The following is a 16,282-nucleotide window of genomic DNA, read 5'->3' as shown; positions in this document are numbered from 1 at the left end:
GACCCAACCTCCAGCGCATGTCGCCTCCACGAGAGTCATGATCTCGGTCCCGCCGCACTGCGAGGCCAGCCGGCCGCCGCGGCCGGAGTCATCCGCTACCGTACGGCGCGTCCCGGAGCGTTAGCAATGCAAATGCCCTGTGACCCGCCTTCTATTCCCGTACGCGCGCCACGGGACCCTTACGTACGCCTGACGCATGTAAGGGTCCCCTGCGAACGTCGGGCGGCAGCGCGGGTCGTCGGTCGAGTCGGTCCGTACGGCGCCGGGATGTCACCCGGCATCGATACGCTCGCCAGTGTGGGTCGGCCCTGGGTGGTGGAGCGCGTGCTGGCGCTGGCGTCGGATGAGGCGTCGGTGCGGGCGGCGCGCGTGGTCGCCAGGAGCAACCCGTGGCTGGAGACCGGCAGCGCCGACACACAGACGGTGACCGCGGTCTGGGGGATCTGCGAAGGCAGCGGCCTGAAGACCTACCGCGTGGTCACCGACCTGACCGGCCCGGCATACAAGTGCACGTGTCCGAGCCGCAAGCTTCCCTGCAAGCACGCGCTCGCACTGCTGCTGCACTGGTCGGAAGGCAAGGTCACGGACAAGCCGGTGCCGCCGTGGGCCGCCGAGTGGCTGGAGGAGCGCGCGGCAAAGTCGCTGGAAAAGACGCCGAGGACGCCGGATCCGGTCGCGCAGGCACGGCGAGCGGAGCAGCGCGAGGCCAGGGTCAGCGCCGGCCTGGACGAGCTCGACCAGTGGCTGAGCGACCAGGTGCGCACCGGCCTGGCCGGCCTGACCCGCGGCGGATACGCGCAGTTGGACGCGATGGCCGCGCGGATGGTCGACGCGCAGGCACAGAGCATCGCGACGAAGCTGCGCCGGCTGAGCACGGTCGGTCCCGGCTGGACCGACGCGGTGCTGGCCGAGTACGGCATGCTGCGCCTGCTCGTACGCGCACACCGCCGGCTCGGCGAGCTGCCGGCGCCGCTGGCCGCCGCCGTACGCGCCGAGATCGGCTATCCGGTCAGCCGGGAGGACGTGCTGGCCACCCCACCGGTCACCGACACCTGGCAGGTGCTCGGCTGGCGAGACAGCGAGGACACCCGGATCCGTACGCGCCGCATCTGGCTGCGCGGCGCGCGGACCGGACGGCCGGCGCTCATCCTGTCCTTCGCCGCCAACGGCCAGCTGCTCGACAACTCGTTCGTGCCCGGCGAGGAAGTGGTCGCCGACCTGCACTTCTATCCGGCCTCCGACGGCCTGCGCGCGCTGGCCGGCAACAACCGCGGCGAGCCGCAGCGGATCACCGCGATCGACGGCAAGCTGACCATGGCGGAGGCGGCGAAGCGCTGGTCGCAGGCGCTGGCCGCCAACCCGTGGCTGGAGTCGTGGCCGGTGCTGCTCAGCCAGGTCACGCCGGTACACCACGACGACGAGTGGCTGCTGGTCGCGGACGCGACCGTGCCGCTGTACGCCGCCGATCCGTGGCCGTTGCTGGCGGTCTCCGGTGGGCGGCCGGTGGACGTGCTCGCGGAGTGGACGGCCACCGGCGTACGCGTCGTCTCCGCCTTGACGCCGACAGCGGTGGTGTCCCTGTGACGACCTGGGACGACGTAGTCGCCGCTGCCACCGTCGGCACCGCGCGGCGCCGGCTCGACATCGCCAAGCTGCCGCCGCCGGTCGCCAGGTCGCTGCGCGAGGTGGCCGACCTGCACCAGCCGCCGGACCCGCCTGGCACGCTGCTCGACGCGGCCGCGTTCATGACCGCCTATCGGCGCGCCGGCAAGCCGCTGCAGTCGCCGGTCGCGACTCCGCGGCCGGCACCGGACGACCGGCTGCCGACGGCATCTGCGCTGGTCAGCGCCGCGTTGACGGACATCCTCGCCGGCGGCGACACGATCCTGCTGGACGAGCTGGTGACGGCGATGACCGCTGCCGGCTTCCGCGCGCCGGAGGCCCGCATCCCGGCTCTGCTCGACCGTGCGGCGATGCACGGCGACCTGGCCAAGCCGCTGGTGGAGGTGGTCGGCGAGCGGGGCCGCTGGCTGGCCGCGCAGCGGCCGGAGTGGCGCAAGCTGCTCGCGTACGGCGAGATCGCCGCGCCGCTGCCGGACGACTGGCGCGTCGCCGACCCGCTGACCCGGCGCGATGCCTTCGCGGCCGCGCGCCGGCACGACCCCGGCGCGGCCCGCGAGGCGCTGATGGCCGGCTGGGACACCGAGGCGTTGCCGGAGCGCCGCGACCTGCTGGCCGCCTTCGCCGAGGGCCTGTCCGACGCCGACGAGGACGCGCTCAACCTCGCCGCCGCCGACCGCCGCCGCGAGGTGCGCGAGATCGCCTGGGACCTGCTGCGCCGGCTGCCCGACTCCGGCCGCTCCCAGCGGATGGCCGAGCGGGCGCGGCTGCTGGTCACGATCGAGAAGCGGCGGCTCGGGCGGCACCGGATGCTGATCGCGACACCCGGCTATGACGCCGGCATGCGCGCGGACGGCATCGCCGAGAAACCCGGCCGACAGGGCGAGGGCCTTTCCGCGTTCTGGCTGCGGCAGGTCATCGCGGCCACGCCGCTGCGCACCTGGTCGGAGCAGCTGCCGCCGGCCGAGCTGCTGGCGATGACCGACAACCAGCCCTTTGGCGGCGAGCTGCGCACCGGCTGGATGGAGGCCACGCAGCTGGAGGAGGAGCTGACCTGGGCCACCGCCTTCGTCAAGGCGCTCGGACCGTATCGCTGCCAACCCCTGCTGGCGCTCCTGCCTCCGGACGTACGCACAAACGCCGTCGCGACCGCGCTCAGCCATGACGGCCAGCGTGCGCTGACGTTGCTCAGCAGCTGCGCGCGGCCGTGGCCGCCGGAGCTGTCGACCGCGGTGCTGGCAGCATTGGCCGAGGATCCGAAGTCGTACGTGCCGCGCACGACGATCGAGCTGATCGGCTATCGCGCGGTGGCCGACGAGTCGAGCGTACGGATCGCCGAGCTGCTCCGCGGCCTGGCCGAGCGGTTCAGCCAGAGCCGCGCCGAGCCGGCGTTGCGCCGCGCCGCGACCTTGATCGACATCCGACGCCACATGCTGGAGGGTTTACGTTGACCGAGTTGCTGCGGCCGCACGCCGAGCAGGAGTACGCGGCGGAGCTCGCGGCGCTGGAGAAGACCGACGACCGTCCCCGGCCGCCGCGCTGGCGGCTGTCGCCGTGGGCCGTCGTCACGTATCTGCTCGGCGACACGCTCACCGACGGCACGGTGATCACGCCGAAGTACGTCGGTCCGCGCCGGCTGGTCGAGGTCGCCGTCGCCACCCTGGTCACCGACCGCGCGTTGTTGCTGCTCGGAGTGCCTGGCACGGCCAAGACCTGGGTCTCCGAGCACCTGGCCGCGGCCGTCTCCGGCGACTCGACGCTGCTCGTGCAGGGCACCTCCGGCACGGCCGAGGAGTCGATCCGCTATGGCTGGAACTACGCGCGGCTGCTCGCCGAAGGACCGACCGAGGGTGCGATGGTGCCCTCCCCGGTGATGACCGCGATGCGCGAAGGCCGGCTGGCCCGGCTGGAGGAGCTGACCCGCATCCCGAGCGACGTGCAGGACGCGCTGATCACGATCCTGTCGGAGAAGACGCTGCCGGTGCCGGAGCTCGGCAGCGAGGTGCAGGCCGCGCGCGGTTTCAACGTGATCGCGACCGCCAACGACCGCGACCGCGGCATCAACGAGCTGTCCAGCGCTCTGCGCCGGCGCTTCAACACGGTCGTGCTTCCGTTGCCGGCGACCGCCGAGGAAGAGGTCGAGATCGTCGCACGGCGGGTCGAGCAGCTCGGACGTTCCCTGCAGCTGCCGGAAATCCCGGCCGCGGTGGCCGAGATCCGGCGGGTGGTCACGGTTTTCCGCGAGCTGCGCTCGGGCGGCACCGAAGACGGGCGTACGAAACTCAAGTCGCCGTCCGGCACGTTGTCCACCGCCGAGGCGATTTCGGTGCTCACCAACGGATTGGCATTGTCCGCGCATTTCGGCGACGGCGTGCTGCGGCCGGCCGACATCGCGGCCGGCATTCTCGGCGCGGTCGTACGCGACCCGGTCTCGGATCGCGTTGCCTGGGTGGAATATCTCGAGGCGGTCGTCCGCGAACGCGACGGCTGGGCCGATTTCTATCGAGCGTGCCGCGAGGTCACCGGGTGACGGCCTGAATGAGTGTCGTCAGCATCCTTCCGATTCGCCATCACGGCCCCGGCTCGGCCCGAGCCGTGGTGACGGAGCTGGATCGCCTGCGGCCGCAGATCGTGCTGATCGAAGGACCGCCGGAGGCCGACGCGCTGGTCGAGCTGGCCGGCGATCCGGACATGGTGCCGCCGGTGGCGCTGCTGGCGTATCTGCCGGACCGGCCGAGGGTGGCCTCGTTCTGGCCGTTCAGCACGTTTTCGCCGGAATGGCAGGCGATCCAGTGGGCCTTGCGCGCAGGCGTGCCCGTACGGTTCTGCGATCTGCCGGCCAGCGCCAACCTCGCGCACAAGGACGACGACCAGGACGGCGAGGCGACCGCCGATCCACTCGGCATGCTGGCCGCTGCGGCCGGTTACGACGATCCGGAGCGTTGGTGGGACGCGGTCATCGAAACCCGCGCGGACTCCGGCGTGAGCCCGTTTCCGGCGGTGATCGAGGCGATGACCGAGCTGCGCCAGGCGGCTCCGGAAGTCTCCGCCGGCGAGAAGGCCTGGGAAGACAAACGTGAAGCACACATGCGTACGACCATCCGGAAAGCCGTGAAGGAAGGCAAAGACCCGATCGCGGTGGTGTGCGGCGCGTGGCATTCTCCGGCATTGCTGCCGCCTTTTCCTTCCGCCACAGCCGATCGCCAGCTGCTCACCGGCCTGGCGAAGAAAAAGGCGCAGCTGACCTGGGTGCCGTGGACGCACACGCGGATCGCCGCCGCTTCCGGCTATGGCGCCGGCATCATCTCGCCCGGCTGGTATCACCACCTGTTCACCTCGACCGACCGGCCGGTCGTACGCTGGCTGACCGCGGTCGCGGCCACGCTGCGCGAGCAGGACCTGCCGGTGTCCTCGGCGCACGTCATCGAGGCGGCGCGGCTGGCCGAGACGTTGGCGGCATTGCGCGGACGATCGCTGGCCGGCCTGGCCGAGCTGACCGAGGCGACCCGCTCGGTGCTCTGCGAAGGCGACGACATGCTGGTGGATCTCGTCACCCGCAAACTGGTGATCGGCGAGCAGCTCGGCCGCGTGCCACCGGCCGCGCCGACCGTGCCGCTGGAGGCCGACCTGCGCGCGCAGGCTCGCCGGCTGCGGCTGCAGATCTCCGCCAACGAGAAGACCATCACCCTCGACCTGCGCAAACCCAACGACCGGGACAAGTCGCGGCTGCTGCACCGGCTGCTGGCGATCGGCATCGACTGGGCCGAGATGGCCGACTCGCAGGTCCGCCACACCGGTACGTTCGCCGAGTCGTGGACGCTCGCCTGGCGTCCGGAGCTGTCGGTCGCGGTGATCGACGCGGCGCGGTGGGGCACGACCGTGGCCGCAGCGGCCGCGAACCGGCTGGTCGAGGACGCCGAGACGGCCGACACGCTGGCCGGCGTGACCGACACGGTCGAGCGGACGCTGCTCTCCGACCTGCCGGAGGCGCTGGCCGCCGTGCTCGCGGCGTTGGACGCGAAGGCCGCCGTCGACCTGGACATCGCGCACCTGATGGCCGCCCTGCCGGCGCTCGCGCGGTCGCTGCGCTATGGGGACGTGCGCGGCACCGACACCGGCGCGCTCGGCGCCGTCACCGACGCCATCCTGGTGCGCGTTTGCGCTGGTCTGCCGGCTGGCATCGGGTCGCTCGACGACGCCGGCGCGGCGCAGATGAGCCGCAGCGTCGAGGAGGTGCACGCCGCGGTCGCGTTGCGTGACGACGAGTCCGTACGCGATCGCTGGCTGGACACCTTGGCCGGCCTGATCGACCGCCGCGACGTGCACGGCCTGCTGGTCGGCCGGCTCGTACGGCTGCTGCTGGACAGCGGCCGGCTGGAGGCCGAGGAGGCGGCGAAAAGGCTGTCGGCCGCGCTGTCGGTCGGCGCCGGCGCCAACGCGAAAGCCGCCTGGATCCAGGGGTTCCTGGCCGGTGGCGGCCTGTTGCTGCTCAACGATCCGGAGCTGCTGCGCATCCTGGACGACTGGGTGTCCACATTGGACAGTGAGGATTTCGTGTCGGTGCTGCCGTTGCTGCGGCGTACGTTTGGCGCGCTGCCGGGCGGCGAGCGGCGCAACCTGGCCGACAAACTCAAGCAGACCGCGACCGGGGTGAGGATCGGCGCCGCCGACGACATCGACGCGGACCGGGCCGCCGGCGCGGTCGCCACCGTCGCGCTGCTGATAGGGGTGCCGCCGGATGGCTGACGAGCGGGAGCGGCTGCGCCGCTGGCGACTGCTGCTCGGCGATCCCGGAAGTGCCGCGCTCGGCGCGGTCTCCGGTGACGACGAGGCGATCGACGGCGCCCTGAACGCTTTGTACGAGCCGTCCGAGCGCGGTGGCTCACGCTCGGCCGGGCTGGGCGACTCGGCGCCGAAGGTGGCGCGCTGGCTCGCCGACATCCGCACGTACTTCCCGTCCAGCGTCGTGCAGGTCATGCAGGCCGACGCCATCGAGCGGCTGAACCTGGCGCAGTTGCTGCTCGAGCCGGAGATGCTGGCGTCCGTGCAGCCGGACGTACACCTGGTCGGCACGCTGCTGTCGCTGCACAAGGCGATGCCGGAGACGGCCAAGGCGACCGCACGGCAGGTCGTCGCGACGGTCGTGGCCGAGGTCGAGAAGCGGATCGCGCAGGCGACCAGGTCGGCGGTCGCCGGAGCGCTCAACCGGGCCTCGCGTACGCACCGGCCGAAGCTGCCGGACGTCGACTGGAGCCGCACGATCCAGGCGAACCTCAAGCATTATCAGCCGGCGCAGCGGACGGTCATCCCGGAGCGGCTGGTCGGCTTCGGCCGGCGGCAGAAAGCCGTCCAGCGTGACGTGATCGTGGCGATCGACGAATCCGGCTCGATGGCCGAGTCGGTGGTCTACGCGGGAGTTTTCGGCGCGGTGCTGGCCAGCATCGCGGCGCTGCGTACGTCGGTCATCGCCTTCGACACCAACGTCGTCGACCTGACCGGCCGGCTGCACGATCCGGTCGAAGTACTTTTCGGCACGCAGCTCGGCGGTGGCACCGACATCAACCGGGCGATCGCGTACGCGCAGACGCTCATCTCGCGGCCGACCGAGACGCTTTTCGTGCTCATTTCCGACCTGTACGAAGGCGGCGTACGCGCCGAGATGCTGCGCCGGATCCGCGCGATGACGGCGTCCGGTGTGCAGGTCGTCGTCTTGCTGGCGCTGTCCGATTCCGGTGCGCCGTCATACGACCGGGAAAACGCGGCGGCCCTGGCGACGCTCGGCGTGCCGGCTTTTGCCTGCACGCCGGACGCCTTTCCGGAGTTGCTCGCCGAGGCGTTGTCCCGCGGCGACCTGACTGGCTGGGCCGAGCGCTATCAGCTGCGCAGCCAATAGAAAACGGCCGGCCTTCTCCAGGAAAGCCGGCCGTCTTCGGTCGATCAGTTGGTGCCGTATTCCGGCGCGCTGCCGCCGCGATAGCTGAAGTCGATCTGGCCGTCCTCGTTGGAGTCGACCGAGGTGCGGTCCACGACGCCGTCTTCGTTGGTGTCGTCGTAACGGTGGTCGAGCACGCCGTCACCGTCGGAGTCGGTGTAGACCCGGTCGACGTAGCCGTCGCCGCCACTGTCGACGTAGACCGTGTCGTACTGACCGTCGCTGTTGGTGTCGACCACGTCTTCGCTGCCACCGCCGGCGAAGTCGTGGTGATATCCGTCGACGTGACCGTCACCGTCGTGGTCGATGGAGTAGTCGGACATGGCGTTTGGCCTTTCGGGAATGTTTCCGGTGTTGACGTTTACTTTACGACCGGATCGACTGCGTACCATCCCATATTCGTGCCACCTCCGCAAACGCACGAAACCGCTGGTCGGAACACGCGTACGGGCCGGCCTCCGCGATGGAGAACCGGCCCGTAAGGCGGACAGATCACACGCTGTGGTAGGTGTCGGCGACGCCATTGCCGTTGGTGTCGGTCGAGTAGCCGTCGACGTGTCCGTCCTCGTTGTCGTCGTAGTAGACGGTGTCGTTGTAGCCGTCCGCGTTGCTGTCGACACCGACCGCGTCGGCCACGCCGTCCTCGTTGCGGTCATAGACGGTGGTCTCGCTGTAACCGTCACCGTTGTAGTCGTGGGTCTCCGCGTCCGTGACACCGTCGTGGTTCAGGTCGTAGTCGGTCATGCTGCCTCTGCCTCTCGGGAAGGATGCTGTCCTGCTGACAGCTACGACATTAAGCCGTCAGCACCCCGGCAGAATCCCATATTCGTGCCACCCGTTGACCAGCAGGGGTTGCGTTTCGACCAAGGAAACGTGGCCGACTACCGACAGTAGCGCTCCAACACCGTCACAGTCGCCATCATTCGGTAAAAAATGGCCGCCTGACCTGCGTAAACGGCAGGACTGGATCGCTAAAACACGCACTTGCACAAGAGCTCACACCGCCAGCTCCGCGGACGTGCGCTCAGTGCGCATCCAACCACTCATGGCGACGTCGTCGAGGGGGGTTCCGACTGCGAAAGCAGCGAGCCTTTCTGACAGACGAAGGTGACGATCTCGGTCTCGAACAGGCCGGCCTGGCCGGCCGGATCGGTCGCCAGCAGCTCGCGGGTTTCCTCAGCGGACGTACGGAAAAACGCGACACCGGTGACCGGCAGGCCGGCCGCCGGCTCCGGCACCGCACCGGCCAACAACAGATGGCCTTCCTCACGCCGCTGAATCGCCGCGGCGATATGTTTGGCGCGCAGCTCCCGCTCGGTCTCCGGGTCGAGTTTTTTCGGCCCGGCCTTGAAAAGGACGAGCGTGTAGGAGTCGAGTTCCATCATTCCCCGATCGCCGCGGTGAAGTTGGCGAGGATTTTGGTCCAGCCCCAGTCGTACGAGCCTTCCGCGTATCCGCCTGCGCCAGGCACCGCGCAGTCGGCGTGCGTCTGCGCCTCGGACAGCGCCTCCCAGCCGCGGTGTTCCACCGAAACCCTGGTCAGCGACGGGCCGAGCGCGGTGAAGGTCAGCTCGACCTCGGTCGGCTCGGCGGAGGCGAACCAGGTCATCACGAAACCGCGCGGCGGGTCCCAGCTGGTGAGCTCACCCCAGGTCCGGGTGGTGCCGTCGTCCCAGGTCTCGTACAACCGGCCGCCGACGCCCGGCTCGACGGTGACCTCTCGTACGCGCTCCTTTCCCGCGCTGATCGGCACAACCGGCCACCACTGGCCGATCGTCCTGACGAACACGTCGAAAGTGTGCTCGACGTCGCTGCGTACGGTGGTCGCCTGCCGGACCGGCGGCCGCTGGTGCTTCGTGCTGGTCATCGCTTCTTCCTCGCATCCAGTCGCACCAGCCGCCTGGCCCGGTGCAGCGCTTTGGTCCACATCCAACGGACTTTCCGGCGGCTAGCCGGTGTGCTCGGCTTGGTCATCGAGCCCTCGTTCCGCCTCGACCAGCCGGCGCGCCACGTCCAGGCTGGACGACCACATCTCGTCCAGGAACCGGCGCAACCCGGCCAACCCCTCCGGCCTGGCGCGATAGAGCCGCCGCGTGCCGTCGCGACGCTCGTGCAGCAGGCCGGCCGACTTGAGCACGGTCAGGTGCTGGCTGACCGCCGTACGCGTGACGTCGAAGGCCGCCGCGATCTGCCCGGCGGCCAGCTCGTCGGTCGCCACCAGCCGCAGGATCGCGCGCCGGCGCGGCTCGGCCAGCGCCCGGAGTGCGTCGTCGGTCTGGCGCTCGTCCATCGCTATTTCCAGAGGCCAACGGGGTTGCCGTCGGGGTCGCTGACGACCGCGATGGTCCCCCAGTCACCGGGCAGTGCCTGCGGCTCGACCAGCACCTTCGCGCCCAGATCCTGGGCCTTCTTGACGTACGCGTCGAGGTCGTCGACGCGCAGGTAGATCTTCACGCCGGCATCACCGGGCGCCATCGACGGCCCGATGCCGCCGGCCACCGCACTCTCGCCAGCTCCGGTGTCCACCACCGCGTATCCACCCATCGCCGGATCCGCCTGCACCTTCCAGTCGAACAGTTTGGCGTAGAACTCCTGCGCGCGCTGATGGTTGTCGCTGGTGATCTCGAAAAACGCGACCGCGTTTCCCAACTCGTCCTCCTCGTCGTCGAGAAGCCATACGTTAGCTCTGACTAACGTTAGCGTCAACTGTCGTTAGTGGGAGGTTAGTCGCGGCATAGCGGAGCCGGCCATCGTGTGGCCGGGCGCTACGTCGCCGGTGTGTCTGAGGAGGAAGCATGCGGATGCGATATCTCGCGGCGGTTCTGGCCGCTGTCATGAGCCTTCCGGCGGCGCCGGCGGCCGCGGCGGTGAACGACCGCGCGGTCCTCGCCGCCAACGGCATCGACGCGGACAAGCTCGCGCCGGGATGGAAGGTCTCCGGCGACCGCGTCGTCTGGCCGGCGGCGACGCTCTACCTGCGCGGTCACGGCCTGGAGCTGTGCGAGCTGGCGGTCGAGCTTTGCCTGTACGAGGCGGACAACTACAACAACGGGCCGTACGACCTCAACAAGAAGGTCGAAATCTTCAATGGCCACTACCCCGGCCGTTATGACCTCGCGTCGTACGGCTTCGACAACATCATGTCGTCGTGGTACAACCCCAGCGCGCGCAACGCACGCTGGTGGTACGGCTTCAACAACACCGGCACCTCGCGGTGCATGAGCGGCCGGTCCGGCAAGAACCCGAAGGTCGGCATCCCGGACAACGACCAGGCCAGCTCGGTGACGATCTACTCCTCGCTCGACACCTGCGGCGACCTCTGATTTTCGGGTTGGCGCATCATTTGATCTGCTGGCTCAGGTCGTAGATCGTCTCGCCGCCGACGGTGATCGCCGTGAAATGCGCCGCGACCCAGGTGCTGATCTCGCCGCTGTCACCGCGACCGCCGCCGAGCCGGTTTTGGCCCTGTTGACCGGAAGGCATCGGCGGACCGCCACCCACCCGGCCGCCCGGGAGGTAGTAGCGCACCTGACCCTGCGCCACATATTGCTGGAACTGCGCCAAAGTCGGCGCCGGGTCGCCACCGGAGAAACCACCCATCGCCATAACCGCCTTCTTGCTGGCCAGCTCCAGCGGCGCGGCTTCCTGCGAGCCGGTCGTCGCGGCGGCCCAGCGCGTGTTGGTCGCTTGCAAAAGCTTCACCAGCGCCGCGTTCGTCGTGCCGCCTGGTCGTCCACCGGCGTTCCGATTTGGCGCACCGCCGTTGGCCGGGCCGGTGAACGTGCCTTGTGGAGTGGCGATGACCAGGCGGCCGGCGCCTCGCGTGTTGCCACCCGGACCGGCGCTCGGCGTCGAGCCGTCGTGTGAGGTCACGGCGGTTTCCACCGCGTACGAGGCGGTGCCGGTGAAAGCGGTGAGCACCGCGGCGACGATCGCCACAGTTGCCGTGTGGCGCCAGCGTTTCATGCCGACCAGCAGGGCGATGGCGGTCAGGATTCCGGCCGCTGCGGCGATGTAGGACAGCACCGGCAGCCAGTCCGTACGGTTCAGCAGCACGTACGACCACACGCTGGTGACCACGGCGATCACCGCGAGCGTGATCCGGCCGACCCATTCTGCGCGCCGCTGCCACAGATACGTCACCGCGATCGCGACTGTCGCGGCAATTCCCGGTGCCAACGCGATCGAGTAGTACTCGTGGATGATGCCGCTCATGAAGCTGAACACCAGGCCGGTGACCACCATCCAGCCACCCCACAGGATCAGGCCGGCGCGGACCCGGTCCGTACGGGCGGCTTTTCGGGTCAGCCACAGGACAACCAGCAGACCCACCAGCGCCGCCGGCAGCAGCCAGGAAATCTGCGTACCGAAGTTTTCCCCGAACATCCTGGTGATGCCGGACTGGCCGCCGAATCCTCCACCGCCAGGGCCACCGCCGCTGGTGAAACCGGCGCGCTCAAGCTCACGTGCGAAGTTTGCCGGTGGTGCGGGCATGCCACCACCACCGCGGCGTTCGCCGCCGAAGATTCGCTGCAATCCGTTGTAACCAAAGGCAAGCTCGAGCGGACTGTTGTCGGTGGAGCCGCCGATGTACGGACGCTGCGACGCCGGCACCAGCGCGACGGCGAGCAACCACCAGCCAGCCGACACGACGATCGCGCCGCCAGCCACCAGCAGCTGCCAGATCCGCCGCCACCAGCCGCCCTGCGCGGCAACCAGAAAGACCAGCGCCATGGCCGGCACGACCAGGAGGACCTGCAACATCTTCGTGAGAAAACCAAACCCGATGGCCGCGCCGGCCAGCGCGATCCAGAGTGTGCTGGCTTTGACGCTGAGCGCGTCGATCGCGCGTACGACGCAATAGCCGGCGGCCACCATCAGCAGCACGAGCAGGGCGTCGGGGTTGTTGAACTTGAACATCAGCACGGCGACCGGTGTCAGCGCCAGGATCGCGCCGGCGAGCAGGCCGGCCAGCGGACCGCTCCAGCGCTTCACCGCCGCGTACAACAGAAAGACGGACGCCACGCCCTCCAGCGCCTGTGGCGCGAGCATGCTCCAGCTGGAGAAACCGAAGATCCGGCCGGAGATCCCCATCACCCACAGCGCCGCCGGCGGCTTGTCGACGGTGATGAAGTTGGCCGGGTCGAGCGCGCCGAACAACAGCGCCTTCCAGTCCTGCGTGCCTGCCTGCACGGCGGCGGCGTAGAAATCGTTGGCATATCCGGACGCGCCGAGGTTCCACAGATAGAGCGCCGCCGTGCCGAGCAGCAACACCGCGAGCGCGGGCCGGTGCCACGCGATGCCGGTCCGCCGGACCGGGGCCGGCTCGGCCGCCGCGGTGAGGTCGTCGCCGAGAATGGTCGTCACTGGTTTTCTCCTTGCCGTGCGCGGAAAACCCAGCCGCGCAGCAGTACGAACCGAAGCAGCGTGGCGACCAGGTTGGCAACCACCAGGACCGCCAGCTCGATCAGATAATGCGGCTGCGCGCTGACCGAGTGCAGCAACGCGAGACTTCCGCTGGTCAGCGCCAGGCCGAGGGCGAAAACGAACAGGCCCTGCAGCTGGTGGATGCCGGCGCGCCGCGGACCGCGGATGCCGAAAGTGAGCCGGCGGTTGGCGGCCGTGTTGGCGATCGCGGTGATCAGCAACGCCAGCAGGTTGGCCGCCTGCGCCGGCACGAGTCCGCGCAGCAGCACGAAAAGCACCGCGTAAGCGGCGGTGCTCGCGACGCCGATGCAGCAAAACCGTACGACCTGGCGGAAAAACCCGGCCGAGACGTCGCCGCCGGGCGGGTCCAGCGGCGCGCGCCCGAGCTCCTGATAGACCCGGCTGACTGGAATGGCTCCGGTGGCGAGTCCCCGACCGACCCGCCACACACCTTTGAGATCCTCGATCGCGGTCGACACGATGTCGACGCGGCTGTCCGGATCGTCGACCCAGTCGACCGGCACCTCGTGCGTACGCAGCCCGGCGCGCTGCGCCAACACCAGCAGCTCGGTGTCGAAAAACCAGCCGGTGTCCTCGACCATCGGCAGCAGCTGCCTGGCCACGTCCTGCCGGATCGCCTTGAATCCGCACTGTGCGTCGGAAAACCTCGCGCCGAGCGTGCCGCGCAGAATCAGGTTGTACGTGCGCGAGATGAACTCGCGTTTGGGTCCGCGCACCACTCGCGAGCTGCCAGACAGCCGCGTGCCGATCGCCAGGTCCGAGTGACCGGAGATCAACGGCGCGACCAGTGGCAGCAAAGCGGCGAGGTCGGTGGACAGATCCACGTCCATGTACGCGAGCACCGCCGCGTCCGACTGGCTCCACGCGGCTTTCAGCGCGCGTCCACGTCCCTTTTCCACCAACCGCAGGAAAGCGACCTCGGTGAATTCGTCGTCCAGGCCGGCCGCGACCGTGGGCGTACGGTCGGTGCTCGCGTTGTCCACGATGGTGATCCGGAACGGATAAGGGAAATGTGCGCGGAGATAACCGTGCAACCGGTGCACCGACGGCCCGAGATCCACCTGCTCGTTGTGGACGGGGATCACCACGTCCAGGACGGGACCGGCCGGCGACTCCAGCGCGCGGGCTGACCCCGGCAGTGGCGATGATGTCGTCGTCATGCTCCGACGATCTGAAACCCGGCTATGGTGCCTATGTGCTCGGCCTGTGAACCGGCTATGAGGTTTTTCCACCGTTTCATCCGCGTTGACGGACACGTGTTCGTTGGCTAGGAGACGTCGTAAAGCGTGACTCCGCCGACCGTCTGTGCCTGGTAATGCTGTGCGACCCAGGTCGCGATCTGCTGCGAGGCGTTGCTGCCGCTGACGGCCTGCCGGCCGCCAAATCCGCCGTTTCCACCGATGAAGTAATGAATCTTGTGCTGCGCCACCAACCGCTGGAACTCCGCGAGCGTCGGCGACGGGTCCGTACCGTTGAAGCCGCCGACGGCCATCACCGGCAGACCGGTCGCCAACTGGTAGCCGGCCGCGCTGTTGGACTGCACCACGGCCGCGACCCAGCTGTACGACCCGCTGTTCTGCCTCAACAGAGCCGAAACCGCGGTCGGCACCGTACCGGCGTCGAGCAGACCACCGCCGCCGAAGACGCGCTGACCAGCACCAGGTGGCCGGCCCTGGCTGCCGGCGTTGCCAGGCGGCCGGACCCCGTTCGCGTTCCCCATCACGATCATCCGCCCGCCGCCGCCGAAACCACCACGTCGGCTGGATGGACCGGCCGACGGAATGGCGCCGGTGTGTGCCGTGCCCGCTGTCTGCACCGCGTACGCGGTGGATCCACCTGCTCCGGCGAAAATCGCGACCAGGACCGCGATCGCCGTGACCCAGCGGGCCCTCCGGTTGCTGACCGCGATGGCCACCGCGCCGATCAGTCCGGCGACGAGCACGACCCAGGCCAGCCACGGCAGCCAGTCTGCCTGCGACAGCAGGACAAACGACCAGACCGCGGTCGCCGCGACGGTCACCGCGAGGATGAGCCGCGCGTCGAGTTGCTCTCGCTGGCGCCAGAAAAGCACGACGCCAATGCCGACGAGCGCGGCGATCGCGGGTGCCAAGGCGACGGTGTAGTACGGATGGATAATGCCTTGCGACAGGCTGAAAACCAGGCCGGTCACCAGCAGCCAGCCACCCCACAGCAGCACAGCCGCACGCGTACGGTCAGTCCGCGGCGACTTTCCGCTCAGCCACAGCAAAGCCACGATCATCAGCAGGGCCGCCGGCAGCAGCCAGGAGATCTGACTTCCCATCTCCGAGCCGAAGAGCCGAAAAATGCCGGCGTCCTGGTTCAGGTTGCCCAGGCCGCCGGTCTCGTTTCCGGTGATCCGGCCGAAACCGTTGTATCCGAGGGTCAGCTCAAGGACGCTGTTGGTCTGCGAGCCACCGACGTACGGCCGGCTGGACGACGGCCACAGCTCGACGATCGCGATCCACCAGCCGGCCGACACCACCATGGCCACTCCGGCAAGCAGCAACTGCCAGACGCGCTTGCCGAGTTTTGGTGGCGCGGCGACCAGATACGTGATCGCGAAGGCCGGCACCACCAGCAACGCCTGCAGCATCTTCGCCAGGAAGCCGAAACCGACCAGCGAGCCGGCCAGCATCAGCCATTTCGCGCTGCCGTTTTCCAGCGCGCGAGTGCAGGCGTACGCGCCGGCGACCAGCAGCAGCACGAGCATCGCGTCGGGGTTGTTGAACCGGAACATCAGGACCGCGACCGGTGTCATGGCGAGTGCGGCGCCGGCGATCAGGCCGGCGACCGGTCCGAACCAGCGGCGTACGGTCGCGTACAGGAGGCCGACCGCGGCGATGCCTTCCAGTGCCTGCGGCACCAGGACGCTCCACGAGCTGAGCCCGAAGATCCGCGCGGAGATCTCCATCGGCCACAGGAAAAGTGGCGTCTTGTCGACGGTGATCGCGTTGGCCGCGTCGGACGAGCCGAAGAAAAACGCCTCCCAGCTCTGCGCGCCTGCCTGCACCGCGGCCGAATAGTAGGAGTTGGCCCAGCCGGACGCACCGAGTCCGCACAGATAGAGCAGGGCCGTCGCCGCGAGCAGCGCGATCAGCGCCGGCCGGACCCAGGCGGCGTCGGACTCCCGGCCGCGTACGAGCGTGTGTGGCCACGACTTTCGCTTGTCCGCCGGGATGGAGCCGGCAACAGAGAGGTCGGTCGTCATACGGTCGAGGTTTCCCAAAGCCGCTGTGGCGCCGTTGTGCGCTCGCTGTGTCC

15 protein-coding genes are annotated in these 16,282 nt (G+C 69.2%); 6 read left to right on the top strand and 9 right to left on the bottom strand.

The window, feature by feature from the left end:
• Positions 1-297 precede the first annotated feature (297 nt).
• From GNX95_RS40445 to GNX95_RS40425, 5 genes are read left to right on the top strand one after another with little or no spacing between them, the layout of a single operon-like run.
• Positions 298-1,584, top strand: coding sequence for an SWIM zinc finger family protein (locus tag GNX95_RS40445; RefSeq protein ID WP_222854303.1), 1,287 nt, complete (start codon positions 298-300; stop codon positions 1,582-1,584).
• Positions 1,581-3,071 carry a DUF5691 domain-containing protein gene (locus tag GNX95_RS40440; RefSeq protein ID WP_163513361.1) on the top strand — a complete coding sequence of 497 codons (1,491 nt, stop codon included), beginning with the start codon at positions 1,581-1,583 and terminating at the stop codon, positions 3,069-3,071. Before GNX95_RS40445 ends, GNX95_RS40440 begins: the two co-directional genes overlap by 4 nt.
• Positions 3,068-4,150 (top strand): ATP-binding protein, encoded by a 1,083-nt coding sequence (locus tag GNX95_RS40435; RefSeq protein WP_163513359.1) that lies wholly within the window; start codon positions 3,068-3,070, stop codon positions 4,148-4,150. Before GNX95_RS40440 ends, GNX95_RS40435 begins: the two co-directional genes overlap by 4 nt.
• 8 nt (positions 4,151-4,158) lie before the next feature.
• A complete protein-coding gene (locus tag GNX95_RS40430; RefSeq protein WP_163513357.1) occupies positions 4,159-6,366 on the top strand; it encodes a DUF5682 family protein in 2,208 nt (735 codons plus the stop codon).
• A complete protein-coding gene (locus tag GNX95_RS40425) occupies positions 6,359-7,513 on the top strand; it encodes a VWA domain-containing protein (protein WP_163513356.1) in 1,155 nt (384 codons plus the stop codon). Before GNX95_RS40430 ends, GNX95_RS40425 begins: the two co-directional genes overlap by 8 nt.
• 44 nt (positions 7,514-7,557) lie before the next feature.
• Here the strand turns inward: GNX95_RS40425 and GNX95_RS40420 are convergent, their stop codons facing one another.
• The 6 genes from GNX95_RS40420 to GNX95_RS40395 form a co-directional block, all read right to left on the bottom strand.
• Positions 7,558-7,875 (bottom strand): hypothetical protein, encoded by a 318-nt coding sequence (locus GNX95_RS40420; RefSeq protein ID WP_163513354.1) that lies wholly within the window; start codon positions 7,873-7,875, stop codon positions 7,558-7,560.
• A 169-nt stretch (positions 7,876-8,044) separates the two neighbouring features.
• Positions 8,045-8,296, bottom strand: coding sequence for a hypothetical protein (locus GNX95_RS40415; RefSeq protein WP_163513352.1), 252 nt, complete (start codon positions 8,294-8,296; stop codon positions 8,045-8,047).
• Positions 8,297-8,595: 299 nt separating this feature from the next.
• Positions 8,596-8,937: a YciI family protein gene (locus GNX95_RS40410; protein ID WP_163513350.1), complete on the bottom strand. Its 342-nt coding sequence runs from the start codon at positions 8,935-8,937 to the stop codon at positions 8,596-8,598.
• A complete protein-coding gene (locus tag GNX95_RS40405) occupies positions 8,934-9,419 on the bottom strand; it encodes an SRPBCC domain-containing protein (protein ID WP_163513348.1) in 486 nt (161 codons plus the stop codon). The genes GNX95_RS40410 and GNX95_RS40405 overlap by 4 nt, the downstream gene beginning before the upstream one ends.
• Before the next feature lie 81 nt (positions 9,420-9,500).
• On the bottom strand, positions 9,501-9,842 hold the full coding sequence (locus tag GNX95_RS40400) for an ArsR/SmtB family transcription factor (protein WP_163513346.1): 342 nt from the start codon (positions 9,840-9,842) through the stop codon (positions 9,501-9,503).
• 2 nt (positions 9,843-9,844) lie between these two features.
• A complete protein-coding gene (locus tag GNX95_RS40395) occupies positions 9,845-10,201 on the bottom strand; it encodes a VOC family protein (protein ID WP_163513344.1) in 357 nt (118 codons plus the stop codon).
• A gap of 146 nt (positions 10,202-10,347) precedes the next feature.
• Between GNX95_RS40395 and GNX95_RS40390 the strand changes: the two genes are divergently transcribed.
• Entirely contained in the window at positions 10,348-10,875 is a 528-nt protein-coding gene (locus GNX95_RS40390) for a peptidase inhibitor family I36 protein (protein ID WP_163513342.1), read from the top strand.
• Between the two features lie 16 nt (positions 10,876-10,891).
• Here the strand turns inward: GNX95_RS40390 and GNX95_RS40385 are convergent, their stop codons facing one another.
• The 3 genes from GNX95_RS40385 to GNX95_RS40375 form a co-directional block, all read right to left on the bottom strand.
• A complete protein-coding gene (locus GNX95_RS40385) occupies positions 10,892-12,919 on the bottom strand; it encodes a glycosyltransferase family 39 protein (protein WP_163513340.1) in 2,028 nt (675 codons plus the stop codon).
• Positions 12,916-14,160 carry a bifunctional glycosyltransferase family 2/GtrA family protein gene (locus GNX95_RS40380; RefSeq protein ID WP_163513333.1) on the bottom strand — a complete coding sequence of 415 codons (1,245 nt, stop codon included), beginning with the start codon at positions 14,158-14,160 and terminating at the stop codon, positions 12,916-12,918. The genes GNX95_RS40385 and GNX95_RS40380 overlap by 4 nt, the downstream gene beginning before the upstream one ends.
• A gap of 107 nt (positions 14,161-14,267) precedes the next feature.
• Positions 14,268-16,229, bottom strand: a complete 1,962-nt coding sequence (locus GNX95_RS40375; protein WP_163513331.1) for a glycosyltransferase family 39 protein — start codon at positions 16,227-16,229, stop codon at positions 14,268-14,270.
• Between the last annotated feature and the right edge of the window lie 53 nt (positions 16,230-16,282).

Source organism: Fodinicola acaciae, from assembly GCF_010993745.1.
In the GTDB taxonomy this organism is placed as follows: domain Bacteria; phylum Actinomycetota; class Actinomycetes; order Mycobacteriales; family HKI-0501; genus Fodinicola; species Fodinicola acaciae.
Note: the sequence above shows the minus strand (reverse complement) of the source record. Positions and strands in the feature narration are given on the sequence as shown.